22 protein-coding genes and 1 riboswitch are annotated in these 24458 nt (G+C 63.4%); of the genes, 11 read left to right on the top strand and 11 right to left on the bottom strand.

The genetic code is table 11. The annotated features are described in order from the left end of the window. Nucleotides 1–78: 78 nt before the first annotated feature. Nucleotides 79–771, bottom strand: coding sequence for an RNA polymerase sigma factor (locus BGO16_RS12745; protein ID WP_292619098.1), 693 nt, complete (start codon nucleotides 769–771; stop codon nucleotides 79–81). A 390-nt stretch (nucleotides 772–1161) separates the two neighbouring features. Between BGO16_RS12745 and BGO16_RS12740 the strand changes: the two genes are divergently transcribed. The 3 genes from BGO16_RS12740 to BGO16_RS12730 all read left to right on the top strand — a co-directional run bounded on the left by BGO16_RS12740 (nucleotide 1162) and on the right by BGO16_RS12730 (nucleotide 2592). After that, nucleotides 1162–1620, top strand: coding sequence for a hypothetical protein (locus BGO16_RS12740; protein ID WP_292619097.1), 459 nt, complete (start codon nucleotides 1162–1164; stop codon nucleotides 1618–1620). A 153-nt stretch (nucleotides 1621–1773) separates the two neighbouring features. Then, the gene (locus BGO16_RS12735) at nucleotides 1774–1947 is read left to right on the top strand and encodes a hypothetical protein (protein ID WP_292619096.1); all 174 of its coding nucleotides are present in this window, start codon (nucleotides 1774–1776) and stop codon (nucleotides 1945–1947) included. A 33-nt stretch (nucleotides 1948–1980) separates the two neighbouring features. Beyond that, the gene (locus BGO16_RS12730; RefSeq protein ID WP_292619095.1) at nucleotides 1981–2592 is read left to right on the top strand and encodes an SCO family protein; all 612 of its coding nucleotides are present in this window, start codon (nucleotides 1981–1983) and stop codon (nucleotides 2590–2592) included. Between the two features lie 181 nt (nucleotides 2593–2773). Here the strand turns inward: BGO16_RS12730 and dnaN are convergent, their stop codons facing one another. The 3 genes from dnaN to rpsT form a co-directional block, all read right to left on the bottom strand. Next, nucleotides 2774–3892 carry a DNA polymerase III subunit beta gene (dnaN, locus tag BGO16_RS12725; protein ID WP_292619094.1) on the bottom strand — a complete coding sequence of 373 codons (1119 nt, stop codon included), beginning with the start codon at nucleotides 3890–3892 and terminating at the stop codon, nucleotides 2774–2776. Between the two features lie 195 nt (nucleotides 3893–4087). After that, nucleotides 4088–5515 carry a chromosomal replication initiator protein DnaA gene (dnaA, locus tag BGO16_RS12720; protein ID WP_292619093.1) on the bottom strand — a complete coding sequence of 476 codons (1428 nt, stop codon included), beginning with the start codon at nucleotides 5513–5515 and terminating at the stop codon, nucleotides 4088–4090. A 1418-nt stretch (nucleotides 5516–6933) separates the two neighbouring features. Further along, nucleotides 6934–7200, bottom strand: a complete 267-nt coding sequence (rpsT, locus tag BGO16_RS12715; protein ID WP_292619092.1) for a 30S ribosomal protein S20 — start codon at nucleotides 7198–7200, stop codon at nucleotides 6934–6936. A gap of 351 nt (nucleotides 7201–7551) precedes the next feature. Between rpsT and BGO16_RS12710 the strand changes: the two genes are divergently transcribed. Continuing rightward, the gene (locus BGO16_RS12710) at nucleotides 7552–7866 is read left to right on the top strand and encodes a hypothetical protein (RefSeq protein WP_292619091.1); all 315 of its coding nucleotides are present in this window, start codon (nucleotides 7552–7554) and stop codon (nucleotides 7864–7866) included. A gap of 186 nt (nucleotides 7867–8052) precedes the next feature. Here BGO16_RS12710 and BGO16_RS12705 read toward each other — a convergent pair whose 3' ends face one another. The 4 genes from BGO16_RS12705 to BGO16_RS12690 form a co-directional block, all read right to left on the bottom strand. Further along, nucleotides 8053–8943: an ABC transporter substrate-binding protein gene (locus BGO16_RS12705; protein ID WP_292619090.1), complete on the bottom strand. Its 891-nt coding sequence runs from the start codon at nucleotides 8941–8943 to the stop codon at nucleotides 8053–8055. 5 nt (nucleotides 8944–8948) lie between these two features. Beyond that, nucleotides 8949–9731, bottom strand: coding sequence for an ABC transporter ATP-binding protein (locus tag BGO16_RS12700; RefSeq protein WP_292619089.1), 783 nt, complete (start codon nucleotides 9729–9731; stop codon nucleotides 8949–8951). Then, nucleotides 9728–10753: an iron ABC transporter permease gene (locus tag BGO16_RS12695; RefSeq protein WP_292619088.1), complete on the bottom strand. Its 1026-nt coding sequence runs from the start codon at nucleotides 10751–10753 to the stop codon at nucleotides 9728–9730. Before BGO16_RS12695 ends, BGO16_RS12700 begins: the two co-directional genes overlap by 4 nt. A 210-nt stretch (nucleotides 10754–10963) precedes the next feature. Next, a riboswitch (cobalamin riboswitch) is annotated at nucleotides 10964–11168 on the bottom strand. A 72-nt stretch (nucleotides 11169–11240) separates the two neighbouring features. Continuing rightward, complete coding sequence (locus BGO16_RS12690) at nucleotides 11241–11516, bottom strand: hypothetical protein (protein WP_292619087.1); 276 nt, start codon at nucleotides 11514–11516, stop codon at nucleotides 11241–11243. Nucleotides 11517–11803: 287 nt separating this feature from the next. Between BGO16_RS12690 and BGO16_RS12685 the strand changes: the two genes are divergently transcribed. Next, the gene (locus BGO16_RS12685) at nucleotides 11804–12169 is read left to right on the top strand and encodes a hypothetical protein (protein WP_292619086.1); all 366 of its coding nucleotides are present in this window, start codon (nucleotides 11804–11806) and stop codon (nucleotides 12167–12169) included. 279 nt (nucleotides 12170–12448) lie between these two features. Here the strand turns inward: BGO16_RS12685 and BGO16_RS12680 are convergent, their stop codons facing one another. Then, on the bottom strand, nucleotides 12449–13537 hold the full coding sequence (locus BGO16_RS12680; RefSeq protein ID WP_292619085.1) for an HD domain-containing phosphohydrolase: 1089 nt from the start codon (nucleotides 13535–13537) through the stop codon (nucleotides 12449–12451). Nucleotides 13538–13854: 317 nt separating this feature from the next. Here BGO16_RS12680 and BGO16_RS12675 point away from each other — a divergent pair, with 317 nt between their 5' ends. The 3 genes from BGO16_RS12675 to BGO16_RS12665 all read left to right on the top strand — a co-directional run bounded on the left by BGO16_RS12675 (nucleotide 13855) and on the right by BGO16_RS12665 (nucleotide 17692). Beyond that, on the top strand, nucleotides 13855–14214 hold the full coding sequence (locus BGO16_RS12675; protein WP_292619105.1) for a hypothetical protein: 360 nt from the start codon (nucleotides 13855–13857) through the stop codon (nucleotides 14212–14214). A gap of 57 nt (nucleotides 14215–14271) precedes the next feature. Beyond that, nucleotides 14272–16689 carry an adenylate/guanylate cyclase domain-containing protein gene (locus BGO16_RS12670; protein ID WP_292619084.1) on the top strand — a complete coding sequence of 806 codons (2418 nt, stop codon included), beginning with the start codon at nucleotides 14272–14274 and terminating at the stop codon, nucleotides 16687–16689. Between the two features lie 100 nt (nucleotides 16690–16789). Further along, on the top strand, nucleotides 16790–17692 hold the full coding sequence (locus BGO16_RS12665; protein WP_292619083.1) for an HlyD family efflux transporter periplasmic adaptor subunit: 903 nt from the start codon (nucleotides 16790–16792) through the stop codon (nucleotides 17690–17692). A gap of 6 nt (nucleotides 17693–17698) precedes the next feature. Here BGO16_RS12665 and BGO16_RS12660 read toward each other — a convergent pair whose 3' ends face one another. After that, the gene (locus tag BGO16_RS12660; protein ID WP_292619082.1) at nucleotides 17699–18580 is read right to left on the bottom strand and encodes a caspase family protein; all 882 of its coding nucleotides are present in this window, start codon (nucleotides 18578–18580) and stop codon (nucleotides 17699–17701) included. 397 nt (nucleotides 18581–18977) lie between these two features. Between BGO16_RS12660 and BGO16_RS12655 the strand changes: the two genes are divergently transcribed. From BGO16_RS12655 to BGO16_RS12645, 3 genes are all read left to right on the top strand, one after another. Then, a complete protein-coding gene (locus BGO16_RS12655; RefSeq protein ID WP_292619081.1) occupies nucleotides 18978–20714 on the top strand; it encodes a hypothetical protein in 1737 nt (578 codons plus the stop codon). 99 nt (nucleotides 20715–20813) lie between these two features. Next, on the top strand, nucleotides 20814–21425 hold the full coding sequence (locus BGO16_RS12650; protein ID WP_292619104.1) for a pyridoxamine 5'-phosphate oxidase family protein: 612 nt from the start codon (nucleotides 20814–20816) through the stop codon (nucleotides 21423–21425). Nucleotides 21426–21513: 88 nt separating this feature from the next. After that, entirely contained in the window at nucleotides 21514–22188 is a 675-nt protein-coding gene (locus BGO16_RS12645) for a Crp/Fnr family transcriptional regulator (RefSeq protein WP_292619080.1), read from the top strand. Between the two features lie 8 nt (nucleotides 22189–22196). On the opposite strand, the gene BGO16_RS12640 is transcribed toward BGO16_RS12645, so the two are convergent. Next, a partial coding sequence (locus BGO16_RS12640; protein ID WP_292619079.1) for an efflux RND transporter permease subunit occupies nucleotides 22197–24458 on the bottom strand: 2262 nt, incomplete at its 5' end.

The raw sequence follows: 24458 nt of genomic DNA, 5'->3' as shown, positions 1-24458 counted from the left end.
CTGTGACGCCGCGACCGGAATCGCCGGGCGTTTTGTTGACACAGGATTGGATGCGGCGCGGCGGAACAGGTTCCCGAATTATTTGCCCAGACCGAGTCGGCCAAGAACCGCCTCGGTCAGGCGCGCGCAGCGCTTGCCGGCGAAGGGAAACGCCTCCATCACCACCGGACCGATTTTCTTCTCGACGTTCTTGCGCAACATCGCACGGGCGCGGTGAAGCCTGGTCTTCACGGTTTCCGGCTTGAGGTCGAGAATCTCCGCGGTTTCCTCCACGTTCATTCCCTCGATCACGCGGGTGATGAAGACGATACGGAACGCCTCGGGCAGTTCGTCAACCGCCTGCTCGACGATGTGATGCATTTCGCGCTGGGCCATGGTTTTTTCCGGATCGACGGACGTGGCGGATATGGGAAACTGGATGATGCGGGCGTCCGACGCCACAGGCTCCAGCGTCGTCCAGTCGACGCTCGGGCGCTGGCGGCGCAGCCGGCCGAGCGCCTCGTTCATGGCGATGCGCGCCAGCCAGGTCGAGAGCCGGGAGTCGCCGCGAAAGCTGTCGAGATGTGTGAAGGCGCGAACGTAGGTTTCCTGAACGACGTCCTCGGCCTCGCCGTCGTTGCGAAGGATGCCGCGGGCGATCCGGTAGAGCTTGCGGTTGTTCGCCTGCATGATGGCGCGGATGGCGCCTTCGTCGCGCGCGCGGGCGCGGCCAACCAGTTCCTGATCGTCGTCGCAAGAACCGGCGATCCGTTGTGACTGAACCTGCGGCATATGCCTCGCTCCCGTTCTCTTGAATAATTCTCTTTAGAATAGCTCTGCCTTTAAGAATGGATGCGGCAAAGCCGGTCAGGTTCCGGGATTCGAGTTTGAGCCGACAGGCTAATTATAAATCGGCCGTTCGCCGGGCGATCCGTCTGGCGCATGCTCCGCAAAAAAAAAGATTGATCAGACCGCGCGTAAATGATGGATCATTGATCGAGAGCATTTTCTGCGATCAACCGAATCCACTTAGCGGCAAGTGCAGCGCATGGGCAACACTGGATCTGAATCTGATGAGAGCGACCGCGGTCATCTGGACAAAGCGTCGATCTCGCCGGAGGCTGACGACATGGGAATCGCACAAGGGTTCCTGCGGATTCGGGGTCGACATCGGGGCGGACGATGAGGATCGTGACAGGATTGCTCGCAGCGGTTCTCGTGCTGGGACATGTGGCCGCGAGTCATGCCGTTGTCCGGATCGGTGAGGACCGCGGCGGCCGCATCGGAACCTACGTCGATAAATATCAGAATCTTCGCAACTCGGGGCAGTCCGTCATTATCGATGGACTATGCGCATCGGCCTGCACCATCATTCTCGGCGCGGTTCCCCACGACAAGATCTGCGTGACCTCCCACGCCGCGCTCGGATTCCATGCCGCCTGGGATATCGGCTCCGACGGCCGGGCCGTCACCAATCCCGAAGCGACCCATATGCTGTATCTGATGTACCCTTCTCCGGTGCGACGCTGGATTCAACGGCGTGGCGGCTTGACCCGGCGCATGATCTTCCTGCGTGGCCGCCAGCTCGCTGACATGTACCGTCCGTGCTATCTCGATGCGCAGGCGTCGTCGGCGCACTGACCCCGCCGCCACTTCATCACGGCGTGATCGGCGGCGGTTGCGCTTGCCTTAAGGACGCGACTGGCCTTATCTGAAACCTCTCCGGACCGGCAGGGCGCCGTTGCGCCTTCCGAGGGCCGAGGAGGACAATTCTTCACGGGAATTGCGGAAATCATGCAGCGCCCGGCGCAACTGGCGAACTCGCAACGGGATATCGCTTCCATAGTCGTCGCATGCAGCGCAGCCGCCGGCGTGGCGCTGCTGCTCGGAACGCTGGCGCTGTGGATGCACTATGGAACCACGGTGTTCTTCGAGATGCTTTCCGCCGGCATTGCCGCCTGCTTTTAGCGCGTATCCCGCAAAATGCTCTAAGGACATCTGATGGCAAATCGAGCTACCCGCACGCTGACTGTGTTCGCAGCCTTCGCCGCCAGCCTGGCAATCGGCCTCTCGGCGGTGCTCTGGCTGACCGGCGGCGGCCCGCTTGGCGGCAACCTGCTCGGCAAGTCCCAGCCGGCGAAGATCGGCGGTCCGTTTCAACTCATCGACCAGACCGGCAAGAGCGTCACCGAAAAGGATCTGATCGGCCGTCCGACGCTGATTTTCTTCGGCTACACCCATTGTCCCGACGTCTGCCCGACCTCGCTGTTCGAAATGTCGGAGGTGCTGCGGGCGATGGGCAAGGACGCCGATCGCGTCAACGCCCTTTTCGTAACCGTCGACCCGGAGCGCGACACCCAGGCCGCGATGAAGGAGTACCTGTCCAGCTTCGATCCGCACCTGAAAGGCCTGACCGGTGACGCGGCCGCCGTCGCCAAGATCGTGTCCGCATATCGGGTCTTTGCCAAAAAGATTCCGCTGAAGGACGGCGAGTACTCGATGGATCATACGGCGCTGATCTATCTGATGGATCGCGACGGCAACTTCGTTGCGCCGTTCAATCTCAACCGCTCGCCTGACGCGGCCGCCGCCGATCTCAGGGCCTATCTGTAACGTCCCCTCAAGCCTTTGCTTCCGATGGAATCAGAAGCAGGCTCCAGATTCTGATTTGGCGCGTTTTCCTGACGCGAACCGGTATCCATCCCCAAGTCGAGCCTAAGGACATGTTTCGCGCGAAAACGCCGTAAGGGGGCCATCGACGGAGGGCGCAGGCGACGCGGCCCTCGAGGAACCATCACACCCGCATCGGCATCAGCACGTAGAGCGCGCCTTTGGAATCCTTGTCCTGCACCAGCGTCGGCGAGCCGGGATCGGCGAGCTTCAGCACCGCGGCTTCGCCCTCGATCTGCGCGGCGATGTCCAGGAGGTAGCGCGAATTGAACCCGATATCGAGCGGCTCGGACGCGTATTCGACGTCGAGTTCTTCGGTGGCGCTGCCGGAATCCGGATTGGTGACGGACAGGATGAGCTTGCCGGCCGACAGCGCCAGCTTCACGGCGCGGCCGCGTTCGCTGGAAATCGTCGAGACGCGATCGACCGCCGCCTCGAAATCCTTTTTGTCGACGACCAGTTCCTTGTCGTTGTTCTGCGGGATCACCCGGCTGTAGTCCGGGAAGGTGCCGTCGATCAGCTTCGAGGTCAGCACCACGTTGCCGAGGGTGAAGCGGATCTTGCCTTGTGACAGTTCGATTCCGACGTCGGCCTCGCTGTCCTCGATCAGCCTCTGCACCTCGCCGACCGTCTTGCGCGGGACGATGACGCCGGGCATTCCGGCCGCGCCTTGCGGCAGCGGGAGATCGACCTGCGCCAGCCGGTGACCGTCGGTCGCAACGCCGCGAAGCGTCGCGCTTTTGGCGCTCCCGGCGCTGTGCAGGTAGATGCCGTTGAGGTAATAGCGGGTCTCTTCGGTGGAGATCGCAAACTGGGTGCGATCGATCAGCCGCTTGATGTCAGCGGCGGCGAGCGTGAAGGAATGCGTCATCTCGCCGGCCGCGAGGTCGGGAAAATCGTCCTCGGGCAGGGTCTGCAGTGTGAAGCGCGAACGTCCGGCGCGAATGGCCAGCACCGAGCGGTCACCGTCGCCTTCCAGCACGATCTGCGCGCCGTCGGGCAATTTGCGGACGATGTCGTGGAACATGTGCGCCGGAACAGTCGTCGAGCCGCCGGTTCCGGCCTCCGCCGCCAGCGTTTCGGTCACTTCGAGATCGAGATCGGTGGCTTTCAGCGACAGCCTGGCGTTTTCGGCGCGAACCAGCACGTTGCCCAGAATCGGGATGGTATTCCGCCGTTCGACCACCCGATGCACATGGCCCAGCGATTTCAGCAGTTGCGCGCGTTCGACGGTGACCTTCATTGCAAATCCGTCCGATCAGTTCACGTCTTGAAAATGCCGCGGGACGTCGCCGCAGCACGTAAACCCCGAGTTCAAGGCGATTTGCTTAAATCTGGCGGGACCGCAAGGTGACGCGGAAGCGTGCCCGGCGCAAGCCTTGGCTTGCCCGGGTTTTGGCTTTTTCCCATATTTTGGCGGAAATTCTCCAGCCTTGCCTTATTCCTGAAGCTGGCGTTTCAGCAGTTCGACCTCGTCGGACAGGGTCGCGTCCTTTGACACCAGCGCCTCGATCTTGCGCACGGCATGCAGCACGGTGGTGTGGTCGCGCCCCCCGAAACGGCGGCCGATCTCCGGCAGCGAGCGCAGGGTCAGCGTCTTCGCCAGATACATCGCCACCTGCCGCGGCCGCACCACATTGGCGGTCCGGCGCGAGGACAGAAGGTCGGAGCGGCTGACATTGTACTGGCGGGCGACCACGCGCTGGATGTCCTCGATCTTGATCCGCCTCGGCTCCTGCGGGCGGATCAGGTCGCGGACCTCGCGCTCCGCCATCTCCAGCGTCACCGGCTGGGCGTTGAGCTTGCTGTGCGCCAGCAGGCGGTTGATCGCGCCCTCGAGATCACGGCCGTTATGCGTGATCGCCTTGGCGAGATAGTCCAAAACCTGCTCCGGCACGTCGAAACTCGCATGATGAACCCGTGCGGCGTCGACGCGCGACTTCAGGATGCCGAGCCGCAGTTCTTCTCCGAGCGAGCCCATTTCAACCACGAGGCCGCCGGCAAGCCGGGATCGCACGCGATCGTCGAGGCTTTCCAGGTCGGACGGCGGCCGGTCGGCCGCGATCACGACCTGACGGCCGGCATCGATCAGCGCGTTCAGCGTGTGGCAGAACTCGGCTTGGGTCGATTTGCCTTGCAGGAACTGCAAGTCGTCGATGACCAGAACGTCGATGCCGCGAAGCGCCTCCTTGAACGCGAGCGCCGTCTGCGTCTTGAGCGCCGCGACGAAGCCGTACATGAACTTCTCGGCGGTCAGATAGAGCACCTTGCGCTCGGTGCCGGCGTTGCCGGCCCAGGTGACGGCTTGCAGCAGATGGGTTTTGCCGAGGCCTACGCCGGCGTGAATGTAGAGCGGATTGAACATGACGCTGTCGCCGCGCCGCCCCTCCGCCACCTGACGCGCCGCCGCGTGGGCAAGCGTGTTCGAGCGGCCGGTGACAAAACTTGCGAAGGTCAGCCGCGGATCAAGCGGAGAACCGCCGAGCGCGTCGTGATTGGCGGACGCCGGCGCGGTCGCGACCGTCTTCAATTCGGCGCTGGCGCGAGCGCTGCTTTGCTCGGTATGGCGTTGATCGACGACCGGCAGTTCCTTGGCGGGAGCAGCGCAGCGCATGGCCGAGCGCACCGTCAGGTCGATCCGGTGAACGTCCGGCAGTTCGGCCCGCCAGCAGGCGAGAACCCGCTCGGCGTAATGCGCCTGAATCCAGCTCTTCAGGAATCGGGTCGGCACCGACAGGCGGACGCTCTCCCCGTGTACGCTCTCCAGGTCCATCCTCGCGAACCAGCTCGAGTAGATGTCCTCTCCGACGGTCGTGCGCAATCGACCCTTCACCCGCGACCAGCGCTCCTGTTCGATGTCTGACATTTTTTTTATGACTTTTCTGATTTGAATGAGGTTGCGATGCGACCGCTCTCCGGGGAGGCGTCGCGCGTCTCGTCGTGATCCTCCGGCCCGCCTCGTTTCGGCCATGACCGATCGTTCGGCCGAGCACCGCGAGCGGGGTCAGATGGCGGGAAACGAAACGAAGGCGAGGTCAGCAGCGACTAGACGGGTCGCCCGGAGGCTGTGTGGGAGAGCGCAGCAAAGCGGTCGCGCTCGTGAAAACGCCGGTGACATAATTCAGAGAATGAAATCCGTTGGAATGAAATCCGGTGATGTTGTTTTTGTTTGACATAAACCCCCTCCTCGCTGCGATGGACCGCGCCGAGATGTCCTCTCACGTCTATTTCAAAACCAGTCTGCGACGCCCGACATGCAAGTCGGGACCGCTACGCGCACTCTCACTCAACAGTTCAACCCGTCCGCGTCCTGCGGATGTGCGGCATGGCCTGAGCGTATCTCGTTTGCCTGGAAACGTTGGAATCAAACGTCGCAATTGAGAAATTTCGACACAGAGCATCCGTTCTCATGTTGCTAATGAGTTGCCATTCGCTGTTACATGGAAAGCTTCGCTAACGTTCATATCGCCGCCGATATGCACGCCTACTCAAAATTCTTTAATCCGCACAACGTGAAGAACCGTGAGTGTCGCGAGCCACCAAAGAAATACACGACACCCCAATTCTCGCAACGGCTTTCACGTCGCGGCTGCGTCGCACAAATCGAATGAGTGTCGACGGCGCGGGTCGCGTTCAATACGTCCGGCAGCAACGTTTTGAATCTTCGCGCGGATTCGATGCCGCCGCGCAGTGTTACAAATTCGCATCGCGCTCCAAAATATTTTAACAAACCGTAAAACGGGCGGACGCGACGGGTCGTTTTGGAAGTGCTTCATTACACTATGTGGATAAGTGATTAGCGACGCGCATTTTTTTCTGGCCGTTTTTGCGGGTAACCCGTGCAGGCTGTGTTCCCGCGCTCGCGGCGCTCGCGTTTATATGCGCGGGGAAGCATCGAATAAGACAGTCGCGTGTCGGCGCGAAGCTGGTCGTCGGCCCTCATGGGCAGGCGGACCGGCGGGAGCAAGCTGGAATCGAGCCGATGGTTTTGTCTCAGGCGGTATGAGACTCGATCGTCATGGAATCGCTATGCAGACTTCATGCCGAATAGTCGGCGTGATGGATCATGATGCCGATCAAAAGTGTGTCATCCGCGTGAAGGTGCTTTCCCTTTGAAAGGCGAAGCGACCGCGACGCATCGAACCGCTTCGCGTCGCGTGTTCCGGCTTGACCAAAATACCCTGCGACGCGCGCGCAAAAAAAAGGCCCGGCAAATCACCGGGCCTTTTGCTGAAACGCTTCTGACCGAACTGAGGCGTGCTGACGTGCAGCCTCCGGATCGGATTATTTTGCGAGCTTGGCGATTCGATGCGTGAGACGCGAGACCTTGCGGCTCGCACTGTTCTTGTGAATGATGTTTTGCTGGCCGGCCCGCATCAACTCCGGCTCGGCGCGCTTCATCGCCTGGATCGCGGCGTCGCGATCACCTTTTGCGATCGCTTCCTCGACGGTTCGGATCGAGCCGCGCATCATCGTGCGTCGCGACTTGTTGACGGCGGTGCGTCGGGCAATTTTGCGCGTCGCCTTCTTGGCGGAGGTCGTATTGGCCATGGTCTCGACGTATCCTTCGACAGTGTCCCACCGCGAGAGGCCGGCCGATGGCGTCGGCCATTCGATTGCGCTGGGGGACCTGAATGTGTTTCCGGTTGTTCCTGAAAATGCCACGCTCGGAGCGAACTGATTCGCGAGGTGCATTCTTCAAAGAACGGCGGCGGCAGGATCGTCCCGCCGCCGTCGGCGACCTTATAGAGGCCACGGTTTCGAGCGTCAACGCCTTCCGGGGGCAGGTGCGTGCGCCGAGAGGCCTTTTCGAGGCATTCGACGGTAACCGAAGTTGAATTTCCGAGGTTCGACAGCTAAAGCGCGGCCGGCGGACCGGCGGCAGAGGGAACAGGTGACGGCATGATCCGCGGTTTTTTTCGCCTGATCGGGCTGCTGCTGCTCGCGGGCGGTTTCGTTTTTCTGGTTTATGACGGCGCGCGGTCGATCGCCGACCAGGCCCTGCGGCTGACAAAACTCGGAGAATTCTGGAACGACATCCATCAGGCCAGTCAGCAGGCGGTTCGCACCCAGATCGAGGCGTCGGCGCCCTGGCTGTGGGACCTCGCCAGGCTGGTTCTGAACCAGCCGGCCTTTGCGGTGCTGGCGATAGCGGGCATTCTGCTGCTGCTGCTGTTCCGGCCGCGGCGCCCGTTGATCGGCTACTCCCGGGATTGAATGGCCAGGATGAAAACTAGCTAGTGGTCCAATTCCAACATTTGCATCCCGTTGCCGCAGGGAGTTCTTGCAAATGGTAGAATCAAAGGACCACTAGCAACTATCAGGTTTCTAGGGGAGTTCTGAATTTGACATTCGCCTGACGGGTTTGCTGCAAAGTGGGTAGGGAATGTCAAATTCACTCCACTAGCCTCCGACCCGCTTCAGTTCCGCGACCAGCCGATCCAGCGCGTCGGACAGCATCGGCCCGCCGCATACCGTGAGATCCTCGGGAATTATGAGGCGCCGCGACGGCGGATACAGCTTTTCCAGCGCCGGATGCAGCAGCAGCGCGCTGCCTTCGTCGTCGGCGACGTCGCGGCCGTCGGATATCAGGATGAAGTCCGGCCGATCGGCCACAATGGCTTCGAGCGTGGCAAACCCGCTGGAATGGCTGCCGAGGCTGGCCGCGGCGTTCGACAGTCCCGTGATCGAGAGCAACGCGCTGGTGATGCTGTCATCACCCGAAACCCAGCCACGTCGCGACAGCGCCAGCACCCGATAGGGCTTGCGCGCCACCGCTTGCTTCGCGCGGACGATCGCGGCATCGAGACGCGCGACCTGGGTTTCCGCGCGATCCGGATGCCCGACGAGGTCGCCCATCCGGCGGATCTGCTCTTTCACGTCGTCGATCGATCTTGCGATATCGAATTCGGCGACCCTCATTCCCTGGCGTTTCAGCAATTGGCGCGTCGCTCGCTTCATGTAGAGGCCGGCGACGACCACGTCGGGCTTGAGCATCAGCAGGTCTTCCGCTTCGCCCGACAGCCGCCGATATGTCCGCGCCTCGGCCGCCGCCCAGGAGCGCACGGCATCCCGCGCGTAGGGACTGAGACCGACGATCTGGGCGGGGTCGGCAAGCGTCATCAAAAGCTGATCGGTGCAGACGTTGATCGAGGCGACGCGCGGCAGACCGGCGGCCTGCGCCTGCGCTGCAAAGGTCAATATTAGAAAGGCCACGACAAAAACGCCGTTGCTTCGCCTGATGCAGGCCCGGATCGCCTTGCACAGACGATGCGACCACGCGACAGGCGGCATCGCGATCACGCTTCCGACCATGGAACGATGACGGTTTCGCGTTGATAGTCGGCCCGATAGGTCCTGACGCGAAAAATATTCTCGATGATTGTTTCCGATAGCGCGGTCGCAGGTGGTCCCTGCGACACCAGACGCCCCTCGGACAGCACGAGAGCGATATCCGCAAACCGCGCCGCGAGCCCGAGATCGTGCGTCACCACGATGACGAGTGTTCCGGTGTCGGCCGCGGTCCTCAGCCTGGTCATGACCTCGATCTGGTAGCGCGGATCGAGTGCTGCGGTCGGCTCGTCGGCCAGCAGAATTGGTGCTTCCACGGCCAGCACCCGCGCCAGCGCCACCCGGCCGCGTTCGCCGCCGGACAATTCCGTCACCGGGCGATCGCCCAAACCTGTGACGTCGGTCGCCTGCATCGCCCGCACCACCGCCGCGGCATCCGTCCCGGTCAGCCGCGCCGGATCGACCGCGCCATGCGGGTAGCGCCCGAGCGCCACGATATCCCGCGCCGGCAGCGGCCAGTGCATCTGGTGGCCTTGCGGCAGGTATGCGAAGCGGCGCGCGCGCTCGCGAAGGGTGAGCGAGGACAGCGCGTCGCCGCAAACCTCGATCGTCCCCTCCGATGGCAACAGGCCCGCCAGCGCCCGCAGCAAGGTGGTCTTGCCGGCGCCATTGGGTCCGACCAGCGCGGCAAGGCACCCGCGCGGCAGCGCCAGCGAAACCTCGCTCAGGACAACCCGCTTTCCGAGACTCACTGACAGCGATGAGGCAGTGAGAATGGCGGCTTCGCTCATGCGATGCCTCCGCCCAGCGCGCGACGCTCGCGCACGATCAGATACAGGAAGAACGGCACGCCGATCAGCGCGGTCAGCACGCCGACCTTGATGTCCGATGTCGAGGGAATGAGGCGAACCGCGATATCGGCCGCGAGCAGCAGCGCCGCGCCGGCCAGTGCGCTCGGCACCATCAGCCGCGCCGGGTCGTAACCGATCAGCGGACGCATCAGATGCGGCGCGACCAGGCCGATGAAGCCGATGGCGCCCGCGACGGCCACCGCGCCGCCGACGCCGAGCGCAACGCCGAGAATCGCCCACAGCCGCAAGCGGCCGACATCGACGCCGAGACTCTGCGCGGATTCCTCGCCGAGGCTGAGCGCGCGAAACGCATGGCGCCGGCTCATCAGGATCGCGGCCCCCGCGATGATGAACGGCAGCGCCAGCATCACATGGCGAAAGCTGCGGTCTTCCAGCGAACCCAGCAGCCAGAACGCGATCTCCAGCGCAGCGAAGGGATTGCGTGACAGGTTCATGGTCAGCGACGTCGCGGCTCCCGCAAGCGAGGAGATCGCAAGCCCCGCAAGGATCAGGATCAGCAGGCTGGCATTGCGCCCCGCGATCGCGAGCAGCACGAACACGGATGCAAACGCCGCGACGATGGCGGCAACCGGCAGCGCGAACGACCGCACGTCGATCCCTCCAAGCGCGATGACCAGCACCGCGCCGAATGCCGCCGCCTGCGGCGCGCCGAACAGCGAGGGCGATGCCAGCGGATTGCGCAGCAGGCCCTGCAAGGCCGCGCCCGACAAACCGAGAATGGCGCCGATCGCGAGCCCGAGGATCGCCCGCGGCAGGCGAATGTCCTGCACGATGATCCGCTGGACCTCGCTGCCGCCGCCGAACAAGGCGTCGAGAACGGCGACCGGCGACAATTTTACGGGACCAATGCCAAGCGACGCCAGCATCAAAAGCGCGACTCCCGCACATAGCGCGACCGTCACGACCGCTCGTCGGCGGGCCGCGATATCTTGCGTCATCATGCGGCGTTGGAAACGCGGCAGATCATCGGACCGGCCGGTCCGACAGCACAGTACGGGAAACCCAAAATTCGGGAGACCATGGCGATCCTTTCCGCCGACCCACCGTCGCGCGCACCAGAGTCTGATTCAATCACGTTGAAACAGAGTCTGGCCTTTTCCTTTGATCGAGCATGATCTTAGCCGAAAACCGGTTGCCACTTTTCGGGACCATGCTCCGAAGGCGTCGCCGGCCGGTCTCCTGGCTCGCGGCCGTTATCCGGATCCGATTTTCCTCACATGCGCGGCATGTTCGGCAGCGGAATGGACGCGGATGGCCGCTTACAGTTGCGGGGGCAGCCGCGGCGTTGGGGTCATATCCCCGCACCGCGTTCCCGTTTCACCTCCCTCGGGAGGCACCGATGACGCCGCAAACAAGCATAGTGGAACCAGCCGTGCAAGCCGCGAACGCATTCCTGCATTGGCGCGAAATCAGCGAGCTGCAATCCCGTCAGGGCTGCGCGAGATAACGCGGCAGCTCCTGCTCGAATTCAGGGAAGTAGCGTGAAATCAAGGAAATATCGAAGCGCGCGAGGATCGATTCCTTGGGCTCGCGGTCGAGCAGGAAGTGAAAGGCGGCCTCGACGCAGCGCTCGGGCGTGTGCTTGCCGGCTGTGAGCTGCTTGCCTTTGGCGTCAGACATCATGACGCGGTGGCGGCTCTCGCCATTTCCGTCGCGGACCACGGCCTCGAACTCACCCTCGCCGACGCGCTGAACCTTGATCATGGGTCACTCCATTCAGCAGCCGGCGGCGCGACGTCCTACCGCTCCATATGCTTTAATTCCTGTCGTTGCCGGAAATCGTTGGCTCCGGCCGAAATAAGGGCGCGGAACGACGTCCAAACGGCCGGCACTTGGACATATTCCATCCCAACTCCGCGATATTTGAAAGAAATCTTTGAAACAACGGCCATGCAGGACGTTATTGATCGATCCTCGGGATATGTTATCGAAAAGATGCTTGCCGTGCAGGGCAGCAAACCAATTCTTTTATCGAGGCTAGAGGAAGATCAATGATCGAAGATGATGAATTCAATGGCTTCGTGATCAGCTCGCTGCGCCGGGCCTTGGAACACGGCGCTGAAGCTTTTAATCGATTGATGCAAAAAGACGATGCATTTCTTCGCGAAAGTTTTGCGCGTTGCAGCATCGTGTTTGCCCTGTGGCCCGACGAGCAGGCAAAATGCGGCTTTGCGATGATGCCCATCAAGCGGGAAGCGCCGCCGGATCCGCTCAACGTGAAGGGCGAGGTGATGCCATGCCTGAGCAGAGAGGCCGCGTTTGCCTTGCAGGAGCGGTTTGGCGATCCGTCGTTGAAGGACGAATTCCAGCACTTCTCGGTCGACGGCGAGATTCCGTTTCCCAATCGCTTGAACTGAAGAGCGGCCAGAGTCCGGTTCAACTGCGTTGAATCAGACTCGTCGTTTATCTTTCTCGCCGCTTATCTTTTTTGGTGAGCATGATCTTTCCCGAAAGCCGGTTTCCACTTTCGGGATTACGCTCCGAGCCAGGGCTCGATCGGCGATGTCTCGCCGATGTGAGTCGGCCTCGCGAAGCGGACCGTTCCGTGCGACAGGCGAAAGAGCCGCGGTGCTGAGTGCGGGCTGCGATTGATGCGCTCGCATGTTTGTTCTCTCCGCTTGGAGCGGGGAAACCTGTCAATAGCCCAGCGCCACCGGGCGGAACGCTTGCAGCAGGTGCTGATCGAGCTTGTCTCCCATTTTCTCCATGAGCGCGAATGACTTGGCGTGCGTGAACGGGAGACGGTAGGCCCGCTGTTCGACCAGCGCCGCATGAATGTCCACGATCGTGGTCAGGCGCACGATGTCGCTGATCTGATCGCCGCGCAGACCGTCGGGGTATCCCGAGCCGTCGAGGAATTCATGATGGTGCAGGACGACATCGAGCATCTCCGGCGGGAAGCCGCCCTGCTTCAGCAGGGCTTCGTAGCCAAGCATCGCATGCCGGCGGATTTCAGTCTTCTCCTCGTCGGTAAGCTTGCCCGGTTTGTCGAGGATCGCGACCGGAACGAAGGCCTTGCCCACGTCATGCAACAATGCGGCGCGCGCCAGCCTGCGCTGATCGTCCTCGCGCAGCCCCAAGTGTTGCGCGAACGCTACGGCGAAGCCGGTGACGAACAGACAGTGGCGGTAGGTGTGGGTGTGATGACGACCGACGGCGGTCAGCCATTGGCGCAGCGATGTGCTCTTGATGGCCGCGAGAATCTGGCTCTCGGCCTCCAGCACGTCGTCGAATGCAAGCGGAATCCCGGTCGGAAGCTGCGTGAACATCTTCACCAGCACGGCATGCGCCGCCGCGATGCCCTGGTTCAGCGCCGTGCCGTTCACTGTCGCATCATCGTCGTCGGGGAATGCGAGACGGATGCGTTGCAGGATGACTTCTGCGTCGAACGGTCGTGAAATCGTATCCGTTGCGCCGAGCGCCCACGCCTGCATCGAGCCGTGGTGAAGCGCATCGGCAAGAACGAAGAGCCGTGGCACCGACCGGTAAGCCTCGATGCACAGTTTGTCGCGCACCTGCAGCACGCTTTCGGCTGAGCGCAGATTGATGTCGACGACGATGCCGGCAAAGCGGCCGGTCGGAGCGTCCGGAATCCCGGTGGCGGGGCTAGTGTCGACGTCGCCGACCTGTTGCAGGATCGCCCCGAGGTCGCCGCTGCGATCGCTCCGGTCGGATGCCAGGAGCAGGCGACGCCTTGCGCGCGATCCGGTTGTGGGCGTCGTCATCGATCCTCATCGGCTTGCAGTTCGGCGCTGCACGGACTTTAGCCAATAAGTAGATTCGCGAAGATTAAGCGGTATTATTAACACCGGTATAGCGGCCTGCCGATAATTCAACGGAAAACGTTGCTTTCGTTAACTTATGGGGATCCCGGCATGAGACGGGCCTGCAACACAAGCTGCGACGTTGATTTGCAAAAAGCGGCGGGCGCGCGCCAAAGCCCAAGTGCGAATGTGTTAGGATCGATTATCGAAGCTCGCGGAATTCAGGACCACGTTTTACGTGTCGGAAAGCATTACGTGTCAGCAAGCACAAGGGCGGTATCATGAAGCGGACATTGATCTGGGCCTCGGCCTGCGTTGTTGCGTTTTCCGCGGCGCGGAGCGTGCCGGGACATGCTCAGCAACTGGCAGCGACGCCCCCTTATTCACCGCCCTTTACCGCGACGCTGTCCAACAACACACCGCTGGCTTTCGGCATGGACGGCGCAACCGCGGCGAATGCGCTCGGCGTGCCGCTGAACTACATCAGCGGACGGCCGGGCAACGAAGTATTTCTGGCGTTTCGACGCTACGGCGGCAGCGGTTTCTTCGAGCGCAGGGACCGGCTCTATCTGCAATTCCGCAAAGGCCGTCTCGTGGGCTGGAAAGGCGATTGGGGCCATAACTGGATGTGGCGCTGATCAGCGCCACCTTGCGAACGCTAACGGCAGAACCGCGAAAGCCGTGCGGGGGCATTGATGAACGGGGACGGGGACGACAGCCGATACCGCCGCAGGGGCCTGTTCGCCAAATACGTCACGTCGCTCGTCGGGCTGGTCGTGTTCGTTCTCGCGGTCAACGGCGCGCTCGAGATCTGGATCAGCTACAACCAGACCCGGGCCGCGCTGGTTCGCGAGATGTCGGAGAAGGCGGGTGCGGCGGCGCATCGCATCGAACAGTCGATCGTGGATCTGGAGCGCCAGGTCAGCTGGGTGACGCGCGCCAGCGTCGTCACGGTCGAGCAGCGGCGCGCGGACTACGCGGAATTGCTCAATCAGGTGCCGGCCGTGAGCCGGATCTTCCAGCTTGACGGGCAGGGGCATGAGCAGCTTCGGCTGTCGCGTCACTCAGTCTCGTTCGGCAGCGGCGCTGATTTTTCCCGCGATGTGAGATTCACGCAGGCCGTCGCGAAGGGCATCACATACGGGCCGGTTTTCTTCCGTGAGCAACAGCCCTTCATGTCGATCGCCATCGCTCACGCCGGGCGGGACGCCGGCGCGTCAGTCGCGGAAATCGATCTTCGCTTTCTATCCGGATATATCGACGAGGCGCAGGCCGGACGAATTGGCTCGGCCTATGTCGTGGACACGAACGGCGTCCTGCTCGCCGGCTCCGACAAGGACATGCAACCCGGCAAGAATTTGTCCGCGCTGCCGCAGCTTGCGGCGTTGCTGAAATCCGGCACCGCGCCCTCCGTGTCGGGCACGAGCGGTGAAGGCAATGCGGTGCTGACCGCCTCGAGCCCGGTCCCAAAGCTCCGCTGGTTCGTGCTGTTCGAGCAACCCGCAAGCCAGGCGCTCGCGCCGATCCATGACCTTTTGATACGCACCGGCGCTCTGGTCGCGTTTGGCCTTGCGCTCGCGATCCTCGCCGGCATCCTGCTGGCGCGGCGCATGCTGGTCCCGATTCAGGCCCTCAACACCGGCGCGCGGCGGCTCGGCGGCGGCGACTTCGAACATCGCATCGACGTCAGGACCGGCGACGAGCTGGAGCAGCTCGCCGGGCAGTTCAACAGCATGGCCGGACAGCTTCGCGAGACCTATTCCGACCTCGAACGCAAGGTCAGGGAGCGGACGCGCGAACTCGCGCAATCGGTAAGTGAACTCAAGGCGCTCGAAGAGTTCGGCCGCGCCGTCGCCTCCTCGCTCGATCTCGGCGCCGTGCTGCGCTCGGTCGCTGGCTGCGCGCTCGAAATCACCAAAGCGGATGCCGTGCTGATCTACGGCTTCGATGCGGAAGCTCGCCGCTTCGATCTCATCGAGGCCAGCGGCGCGGAAAAGCCGGCGGACGGCTACCCCTGCGCCATCAGCGCCGATGATGGGCTGCTGGGTCAGGCTGCCGCGACCGGCCAGCCGATCGCAATTGAAGACTTCGCAACGTCGGACGCAAATCCGCTCGCCGATGCCGCGACCGCCGCCGGCTTCCGTTCCGTGCTGGCGGTGCCGCTGGTCGATCAGCAAGGCGTCCTCGGCGCGCTGATCGTGCTGCGCCGGAGCACGGGCGTGTTTTCGCCGAACCTGCTCGGGTTGATGCAGACGTTTGCCCATCAGTCAGTGCTGGCGATGCGCAACGCGCGGCTTTTCCACGAGGTCGATCAGAAAGGCAAGGAACTCGCCACCGCGCATGGCATCGTCCAGCAGCAAGCTGACAGGCTGCAGCAACAGACCTATCAACTGCTCAACTGGAACAAGTCGCTTGAGGAGCAGGTCGGCAAGCAGCTCGGAGAGATCGAGCGGATCCGGCGGCTCGAACGCTTTCTCGCGCCACAGGTCGCGCAGCTCGTCGCCTCGTCCGATGGGCAGAACTCGCTGCTGGATAGCCATCGCGGCGAAGTCACGGTGGTGTTCTGCGATCTGCGCGGCTTCACGGCCTTCACCGAAAGCTCGGAGCCGGAAGAGGCGATGAACGTGCTGCGGGAATATCACGCGGCGCTGGGCGAACTGATCTTCAAGTACGAAGGCACGCTGGACCGTTATGCCGGCGACGGCGTGATGATCCTGTTCAACGCGCCGATCCCGGTTCCGGATCACACCTCGCGCGCGGTGCGGATGGCGGTGGAAATGCGCGACAGCATTGGGGTGCTGTCGCAGAAATGGCGCAACCGCGGTCACAGCCTCGGCTTCAGCGTCGGGATCGCCGTCGGCTACGCGACGCTGGGCCAGGTCGGCTTCGAGCGCCGGCTGGAATATGCGGCGATCGGCAGTGTGACCAATCTCGCCTCAAGGCTATGCGACGAAGCCAAAGCGGGCCAGATCGTCGTCAATCAGCGCGCCTACGGCATGGTGGAGCATTTTGTCGATGCAACTCCGCTGAAGCCGCTGGCGCTGAAAGGCTTCCACCACCCGGTCGCGGCGGTCGAGATCCATCGCTGGCAGGACCGCGCCGGCGGACGTTGAATCGCCATTCCGGCTTGAATAGGTTTGCTCTCCGTCGATCCTGGAGCGATCGCAAGCCGTCACTGCAATTGCGCTATGTTTTTTCGGAAAGAATCTTTCGATGACGATGAAATCCTTCGACCCGCATCGCATTGCGACAAAGGCGATCGCTCTCGCGGTCGTGCTGGGGACGGCCGTCGTCGCGTCTCAAGGGTTTGCGGCCGGCGAGCAGGAGACCCCGAGCGGCCCGGCCGTCTCGGTCCTGAAAGCCGCGAAGTCCTGTTTCACCGCTACCGTCGAGGTCAGCGGAATTCTGATCCCGAAGAATGAGGCGGCCGTGCGTCCGGAGCGGCCGGGGCTGAAGGTCACCGAGATATTGGTCGAGCCGGGGCAAAGCGTGACCGCGGGGCAGGTGCTTGCCCGTCTCAACCGGGCCGAGGGCGGATCGGCGCAGGTTCAGGCGCCGGTCGCTGGACTGGTCAGCGGTTCCACCGCCGAGATCGGCGCGATTGCCTCGGGCAAGGGCGAGGCCTTGTTCAATATCGTCACCGGCAACGAGTTCGATCTGGTCGGCCAGGTGCCGACCGCTGATCTGGCGAAGCTGGCGGTCGGTCAGACGGCCAGGGTCGTGGTGGTGGGCGGCGGCGACATGGATGGCAAGGTCCGGCTCGTCGCGCCGACGGTCGAACCGAACAGCCAACTCGGGCAGGTCTTCATATCCGTCGATCCGAGCCGGCACATGCTGGTCAATGCGTCCGGCCGCGCGATCGTCAAAACCGGCGAGAGCTGCGGCATCGCGGTGCCGCTGACGGCGGTCCTGTACGGGAGCGCGGGCACCGTCGTTCAGGTGGTCCGGCGCCAGCGCGTCGAAACCCGGCGCGTCGAGGTTGGGTTGCTGTCGGGGGGACAGGTCGAGATCCGAAAGGGATTGTCGGACGGCGACGTGGTGGTGGCGCGCGCCGGCGCCCTGCTGCGCGAAGGCGACCCGGTGAGGCCGGTCACGGCTGACGCGAGCGGGAAGTAAGCTGCTTCAACTGCCGGCCTTGCGCGAGGCGGTCGTGGTTCCGGACCCGAACGGCACGTCCTGCACCAGCGACGACGACACCGCCGGAACCTGTTGGCCTTCGCTCGCGTGGGAAACAGCGGCACGCGTCTTGCCGAACACAGCTTCGGCGTCCGGATTGGGCGTGTCCAGGCTCTTGAGCAATTCCGCCATCAGCAGGCTGTTATGCCCGCCCGACTCGTCGACCACCTGTCCCGGCGTCGCCGACGACAGGATCAGCGCATTGTCCGGCACGTTGATCGGCGCGAGGCCATGGGAGTAGGAACGGAAGCGGCGCTCATAGGGGTTGCGCCGCGATGCGTCGATCACCGCGAGCTTGACCCTGGCGGAGCGTTCCTTCATCGCGCCGAGAACGGCCTCGACGGACAACCCGTCACGCCGAACGTCGGCTTCCTTCCAGATACGCGCATCGACCGGGATCATATAGCTCTCGCGGCCGGACTGAATGCCGAAGCCGCTGAAGAACAGGAGCGCCGTCGTATCGGGACCGATCTTCGCTTCCAGGCGGCGGACAGCGCTGCGCATGTCATCCGCATTGGCGTCCTCGACCATGATGACGTCGAAGCCGTCCCGCCGCAGGATCGTCGTCAGCGCCCGCGCATCGTTGATGGATTGCTTCAGCGGCTCGTTCGCATCCGGATAGTGACCGTTGCCGATGACCAGCGCGACCCGCGGCGGCTTGACGGCGATGCTGCCGGTGGTGTCGTCGGCGACAGCGAGGGCGTCCGCGACCTCCACGCTCCGTTTGTTGAGCGCGGCATGGGCTCCGATCGCCAGTGACACCATCCCGACCAGGACAGCGGCCAGAGTGACCGACCGGGAGGAGAGGCGAAGCTGCCCGAATGTCATAACGATCAATTCCTGGTCATGCGCGATGGCGCTCCAAGGTCGCGCCAACGCCGGATCGGTTTGAGGGGGTGCCTGAACTGTGGCGGTGAAACATGCTCGTTCTGCGGCACTGCAACATGAAGGTCATACCCTGCACGTCCCCCATGAGCAACACGAAACCTTTATTTATTGGAAACACAATTGGTTAAGCACCTGCCGCAGCCTCTGAAAACCGAAAAAGGCCGTCACGAATTCCCAGGAGAGGCGGAATCTGAAGGCGATCAACCTGCCGCGGCATGGCGGTGCGATGCCGTGAGATGGGTCACATTTGTATTTTTTGCTTATTCGTATAGCTTTTCAATGGCTTGGCTGAATCGGGCTGTCGATGCTGTCCACCCCTGGGAGCGCAGAGAAAAGCATGACTGCTCGCCATGTCGCCGGCGCCGTCTATCGCGCGCTGACCAACCGCAAGGACGGTCCGTCGCTGTACGACCTCTGCGATCCCCTGCTGCTGCGGCATCGCGGCGGCGATCCTCATCTGGCCAAGTTCTACAGGACCGCGCTGGCCAATCCGGCCCTGCGTCCGCTGTTGCGGCGGGCCGGCCTGCCGGAACTGCGGGACGAGGCCCGGTTTCGGGAACTGCAGGACGCGCTGCGGCACGCGCGGGACGATGAATGCCCGGACTGGGCGGCGATCGGCCGGCCGGTGGCCGCATTGCTGGACACCGTGACGTTGCACCACCCCCGGCCCAACCGGACGGCCGCAGCGGGACCGCCGCCAGGCCTCGCCGAGATCGAACGCATCATCCGGACCTGCGGCGCGCACCTGCTCCGGTCGTTTGAGAAGAACGGCTTCATCCCGACCTATGCCGCGTTCAACCTGATCGGCGATCCTGATCTGCGCGGCCGGGAGTTTCTCGCCGCCCTCACCGGCCTCGATGCGCGGGGCTACAAGAACTCGACGCTGCTGTTCAATCTGGCGCGGGTCTTCATCGCGCGGTCGCCGGCGCGCGAGGTGATCAACCCGCCGTGGCGGGGCATCGCCGAACCGATGTGGGAGCCGGTGCAGATCCGGCATCGCTCGGCCTATTACGACGCATTCTTCACCGAAGCGCTTTTGAGCTTTGCTGAAACCGGTCTTACGACGCCTGCGGAAACCGAGGCGATCCGCCGCGCGGGCACGCAGATGATCGATTTCTGCCTCAAGACCAGCCGTGAGGATGTGCTGTCGCGCGATGGCGAGCGCGTCAGCGTGATCACCGCGCTGGCGCCTAATCCCCATCCGCGCTTCAGCCGCTTCTTCGCGCAGATCAAGCAGGACCTCGGCTTTGCCATCTACGTTCCTGACTGCGACACCACGGCCTGCGCATTCTCGGCCGCGACGCAGGCCGGCTCGACCGATCCGATCCTCGATCAGCCGCTGCTCGATTTCTACGCCGGCTATCAGGCAGGCGGCGGCGCCAACGAGCGACTCGTGACCGTGCCGCTGAACGACAACATCGATTACGACGGCGGCATCGTGACCTGGATCGACAATCTCGCGGGGGACCGCCCTTACGGCAACGATCTCGATCCTACCCTCAATCTCGACGTTCTCGAAGTCAGCTTCCGCAATTGTTCGCGGTGGCGCGCTCTCGAAACGCCGCGCCGCCTGCAGACGCTGCAGCGGATCATCGGCTTCCAGAGAAGGCTGGTCGAAAGCGGCGCGTTCAGCGATCCCAGGTCCCATATCTACTATCTGCCCGAACTCTACTGCGCCTACTTCGGGCGCTGCCACGCGGCATTCGCGGCGCTGCCCCCCGCCGCCCGCCGGGCGATCGATCCCGATGAGAGCTTCGGATATATCCGAGGCCGGGTTCTGGCGTATGTGCAGGACACGTTGATGTCAGCCGAGATGAACGCCTTCGACGCCGCGCTGGCGCTGATCGCGTTGGGCCATCTCGGCGCCGACGCGGCCGCCTTCACGCCAGCGCTCAACTGCATCGTCGCCAATGCCGGCGAGGGCGGGCGACGCGGACCTTTCAAGGCCTACGAATGGAACAAGATGAAAACGCCGACGCGCATTGTGGTGGGGGGGCCCGAAGTGACGTCGGCCTTCGTGCTGATGGGGCTCGCGCTGGCCCGCAAGGCGCTGCGACCGCCGGCAAAACGGTAGGTCTCGCAGTTCCATGGATGCGCATGTATAGGATGACCGGTGCGGTTGGGTCGTCAGCGGCGGGATCGTCCGTTTCAACGCAAGGAGAGCAGCATTGTGGTGACCGCCATCGAGACGATCGAGCAACTCGAGGCCATCTACGGCCAGCCCGGCGAGGCGGCAACCATCAAGGTGGCCTACAGAATCACGCCGTCCTATCGCGCGCTGATCGAAAGTTCGCCCTTTGCTATATTGGCGACCTGCGGCAAGGAGGGGCTTGACTGCTCGCCGCGCGGCGACCTGCCGGGCTTCATTCGCGTTCAGGACGACCTCACCTTGGTCATTCCGGACCGGCGCGGCAACAACCGCATCGATTCGCTGCGCAATCTCATTCGCGACCCCAGAGCGGCGTTGCTGTTCCTGATTCCGGGATCGGGCACCACGCTTCGCGTCAACGGCCGGGCGCTGGTGTCGGCCGATCCCGGGCTGCTGGCGTCGTTCGGGGTCGAAGGCAAGACGCCGCGCTCGGTCATCATCATGACCGTGGAGGAGATCTACTTTCAGTGCGCGCGCGCCATCATCCGTTCGCATCTGTGGGACCCCGCCCGCCACGTCGACCTCAAGAGCCTGCCGACGCCCGGCGAAATCCTCGCGGAGATGAGCAAGAGCCGCGTCGGCGGCGAAGAATACGACAAGGCATGGCTCGAGCGCGCGCGGCAGACGATGTGGTAGCGGAGTTCCGGCAGGAATCGGGATCGCCGCTATTGCGGGAGTAAGGCAGTCCGGGAGTGATGCTACTCGGTCTCAAGGGTGAATTGCGATGAGCAAGCAGTCGGAATTCGCGGTCATTCTCAAGATGAACCCGTTGTTTTCGGATCTTGGCGCGGATGATCTGCAACGGATGGCGGCGCTTTGCCATACCCAGCAGCTCGACGTCGGCGAAGTCTTGTTTCAGAAGGGCGATGAGGGCGATGCGCTCTACGGCGTGCGCCGCGGCCAGGTCCGGATCGAAACCGGCGCCTCCGACGGCGGCCGGCTGACCCTGAATTTTCAGGGGCCGGGAGATCTGTTCGGCGAAATCGCGGTGCTCGACGGGCAGTCCCGCACCGCCGACGCGGTGGCGGGCGAGCCGACGGAGCTGTTCGTCCTGCGCCGCGGCGATCTGCTGGCCTTTTTGGAGCGGGAGCCGAAAATCGCGATCCGCCTGATCGAACTGTTGTGCCAGCGCATCCGCTGGATCAGCGAGCGCATGGAGGAATCGGTGCTGCAGCCGCTGCCGGTGCGGATGGCGCGGAGGCTGTGCGCGCTGGCCGACGACTACGGCTCGGAGGTTCATATCTCGCAGGAACAGCTCGGCGTTTACGTCGGCGCGGCGCGCGAGAGCATCAATCGCCAGCTCCAGCAATGGCGCAAGGACGGCATCCTCGATCTGCAGCGCGGCCGCATCCTGCTCAAGAACATGAGCCGGTTGACCGACGTCGCGCGCAACGCGTGAAAACTGCGTTACTCGATTGTCGTCGTCGGTCCGCTCTCCTCGTGGGGTTCGCCGTTCGACGAGATCACCTTGCGGCCGAGGCGAGCGAAAAAGTTGCCGACATCGTCCATCATCAGGAACATCGCGGGCACGAACACCAGCGACAGCAGCGTTGAGAACAGCAGGCCCCCGATCACCGCGAGCGCCATCGGTGAACGGAACTCGCCGCCCGCGCCGAACGCCAGCGCGCTCGGCGTCATGCCGGCGACCATCGCGACGGTGGTCATCACAATGGGGCGGGCACGCTTCATGCCGGCATCGATGATCGCCTCCTCGCGCGCGCGCCCCTCGCGGATCGATTCGATGGCGAACTCCACCAGCATGATGGCGTTCTTGGTGACGATGCCCATCAGCATCAGGATGCCGATCCAGACCGGCGTCGTGAGCTGCTTTCCCGTCAACAGCAGGGCCATGATCGCGCCGCCGATCGAGAGCGGCAGCGAGAACAGGATGGTGATCGGCTGCAGGAAGGTGCCGAACAGCAGCACCAGCACGGCGTAGACCATCATCAGGCCCGCCGTGATCGCGGTGGCGAATCCCTCCGACAGTTCGTTCAGGCTTTCGGCGTCGCCGGAAGGGTTGACCGTCACGCCCTTCGGCAGGGTCTTCATCACGGGCAGTTCGTGGATCTGCCTTGTCGCATCGCCGAGCGCGGCGGTGCCGACGAGGTCGGCCGCGACGGTGGCCTGCCGCTGCCGGTCGTAGCGGTTGATGCTGGTCGGACCCTGATCCAGCCTGATATCGGCGACGACGGAGAGCGGGACGTGGCCGCGGCCGCCGCCGATCGGCACCTGCATCTGCTCCAGCGTCTTCAGGTCGGCGCGGGCGCTGTCCTCCAGCTGCACGCGGATCGGAACCTGGCGGTCGCCGGCGTCGAACTTCGCCAGCGCCGGCCCGACATCGCCGATGGTGGCGACGCGGATGGTTTGCGACAGTTGCTCGGTCGAGACGCCGAGACGGGCGGCGAGGTCGGCGCGCGGCTGGACGCGCAGTTCGGGGCGGTCGAGCGAGGTCTCCGGCGTGATGTTGGCGAGCAGTGGAATGCGTTTCATCTGCGTCGCCAGTTCGTTGGCGACATTGCCGACGATGCCGATGTCAGGTCCGGTCACCACCAGCGATACGGCGCGCAGGCCGTTCTCGTCGAGAAACCAGTAGCGGATGTCGGGTATGCTTTCGAGCTCCTGTCCGATCGAGAGTTCAAGTTCGCGCTGGGTCATGTTGCGGTCGTGCTTGGGCGTGTAGTTGATGATCAGCGAGGCGCGCCGCACCTCCTGGATGCCGGGCGGCACGCGACCGCCGTCGACGAACACGCTTTTCACCTCCGGCCGCTTGCGCAGCCGCGCCACGATGTCTTCGGTGACCTTCTCTGTGTAGGCAAGCTGCGAGCCCGGCGGCAGCTCCATCGCCAGCAGCGAGCGGGCGGTGTCCTGCGCGGGCAGGAACCCCTGCGGCAACAGCTTGATGGAAAGAATCGAGGCGGCGAAGACCGCAAGCCCGATCAGGACCGTCACATAATAGTGCCGCGCCGACCAGGTCACGACGCTGGCATAGCCGCGCAGCACGCGGCCGGGCGGCGAAGGCTCATGCGGATGAGCCTTCATGAAATAGGCGGCGAGCACCGGCGTCACGAAACGCGCGGCCAGCAGCGAGAAGAACACCTGCACCGAGACGGTGATCCCGAACTGCTTGAAGAACTGCCCGGCTATGCCCGACATGAAGCTCGCCGGCGCGAAGATCGCGATGATGGTGAGACTGATCGCGATCACCGCGAGACCGATTTCGTCGGCGGCTTCCAGCGCGGCGCGGTAGGGCGACTTGCCCATCCGCATGTGGCGCACGATGTTCTCGATCTCGACGATGGCGTCGTCGACGAGAATGCCGGTCGAGAGCGTGATGGCAAGAAAGCTGACCAGGTTCAGCGAGAAGCCGAGAATGTCCATCGCCCAGAAGGCGGGAAAAATCGACAGCGGCAGCGAGATCGCGGCGATGACGGTAGCGCGGATGTCGCGCAGGAACAGGAAGACGATGATGACGGCGAGCGTCGCGCCTTCGAACAGGGTCGAGATCGCCGCCTCATAATTGCCGAGCGTGAAATCCACCGAGGTGTCGATCAGCTTCAGCTCGACGTCGGGATATTGCTCCCTCAGCAGGTCGATCCGCGTCTGCACGGCCTTCGCCACCACGACGTCGCTTGCGCCCTTGGAGCGCTTGATGCCGAGCGCGACCACGGG

This window comes from Nitrobacter sp. 62-23, assembly GCF_001897285.1.
GTDB lineage: Bacteria > Pseudomonadota > Alphaproteobacteria > Rhizobiales > Xanthobacteraceae > Nitrobacter.
Note: the sequence above shows the minus strand (reverse complement) of the source record. Positions and strands in the feature narration are given on the sequence as shown.

What these genes read in the sequence shown, in the direction of transcription:
- BGO16_RS12645 (WP_292619080.1), top strand. Translation starts at nt 21,514, where the DNA reads ATGAGCAAGCAGTCGGAATTCGCGGTCATTCTCAAGATGAACCCGTTG.
- BGO16_RS12690 (WP_292619087.1), bottom strand. Translation starts at nt 11,516, where the DNA reads ATGATCAAGGTTCAGCGCGTCGGCGAGGGTGAGTTCGAGGCCGTGGTC.
- dnaN (WP_292619094.1), bottom strand. Translation starts at nt 3,892, where the DNA reads ATGAAGGTCACCGTCGAACGCGCGCAACTGCTGAAATCGCTGGGCCAT.
- rpsT (WP_292619092.1), bottom strand. Translation starts at nt 7,200, where the DNA reads ATGGCCAATACGACCTCCGCCAAGAAGGCGACGCGCAAAATTGCCCGA.
- BGO16_RS12695 (WP_292619088.1), bottom strand. Translation starts at nt 10,753, where the DNA reads ATGATGACGCAAGATATCGCGGCCCGCCGACGAGCGGTCGTGACGGTC.
- BGO16_RS12665 (WP_292619083.1), top strand. Translation starts at nt 16,790, where the DNA reads ATGACGATGAAATCCTTCGACCCGCATCGCATTGCGACAAAGGCGATC.
- BGO16_RS12655 (WP_292619081.1), top strand. Translation starts at nt 18,978, where the DNA reads ATGACTGCTCGCCATGTCGCCGGCGCCGTCTATCGCGCGCTGACCAAC.
- BGO16_RS12685 (WP_292619086.1), top strand. Translation starts at nt 11,804, where the DNA reads ATGATCGAAGATGATGAATTCAATGGCTTCGTGATCAGCTCGCTGCGC.
- dnaA (WP_292619093.1), bottom strand. Translation starts at nt 5,515, where the DNA reads ATGTCAGACATCGAACAGGAGCGCTGGTCGCGGGTGAAGGGTCGATTG.
- BGO16_RS12670 (WP_292619084.1), top strand. Translation starts at nt 14,272, where the DNA reads ATGAACGGGGACGGGGACGACAGCCGATACCGCCGCAGGGGCCTGTTC.
- BGO16_RS12745 (WP_292619098.1), bottom strand. Translation starts at nt 771, where the DNA reads ATGCCGCAGGTTCAGTCACAACGGATCGCCGGTTCTTGCGACGACGAT.
- BGO16_RS12735 (WP_292619096.1), top strand. Translation starts at nt 1,774, where the DNA reads ATGCAGCGCCCGGCGCAACTGGCGAACTCGCAACGGGATATCGCTTCC.
- BGO16_RS12700 (WP_292619089.1), bottom strand. Translation starts at nt 9,731, where the DNA reads ATGAGCGAAGCCGCCATTCTCACTGCCTCATCGCTGTCAGTGAGTCTC.
- BGO16_RS12705 (WP_292619090.1), bottom strand. Translation starts at nt 8,943, where the DNA reads ATGCCGCCTGTCGCGTGGTCGCATCGTCTGTGCAAGGCGATCCGGGCC.
- BGO16_RS12680 (WP_292619085.1), bottom strand. Translation starts at nt 13,537, where the DNA reads ATGACGACGCCCACAACCGGATCGCGCGCAAGGCGTCGCCTGCTCCTG.
- BGO16_RS12730 (WP_292619095.1), top strand. Translation starts at nt 1,981, where the DNA reads ATGGCAAATCGAGCTACCCGCACGCTGACTGTGTTCGCAGCCTTCGCC.
- BGO16_RS12740 (WP_292619097.1), top strand. Translation starts at nt 1,162, where the DNA reads ATGAGGATCGTGACAGGATTGCTCGCAGCGGTTCTCGTGCTGGGACAT.
- BGO16_RS12660 (WP_292619082.1), bottom strand. Translation starts at nt 18,580, where the DNA reads ATGACATTCGGGCAGCTTCGCCTCTCCTCCCGGTCGGTCACTCTGGCC.
- BGO16_RS12710 (WP_292619091.1), top strand. Translation starts at nt 7,552, where the DNA reads ATGATCCGCGGTTTTTTTCGCCTGATCGGGCTGCTGCTGCTCGCGGGC.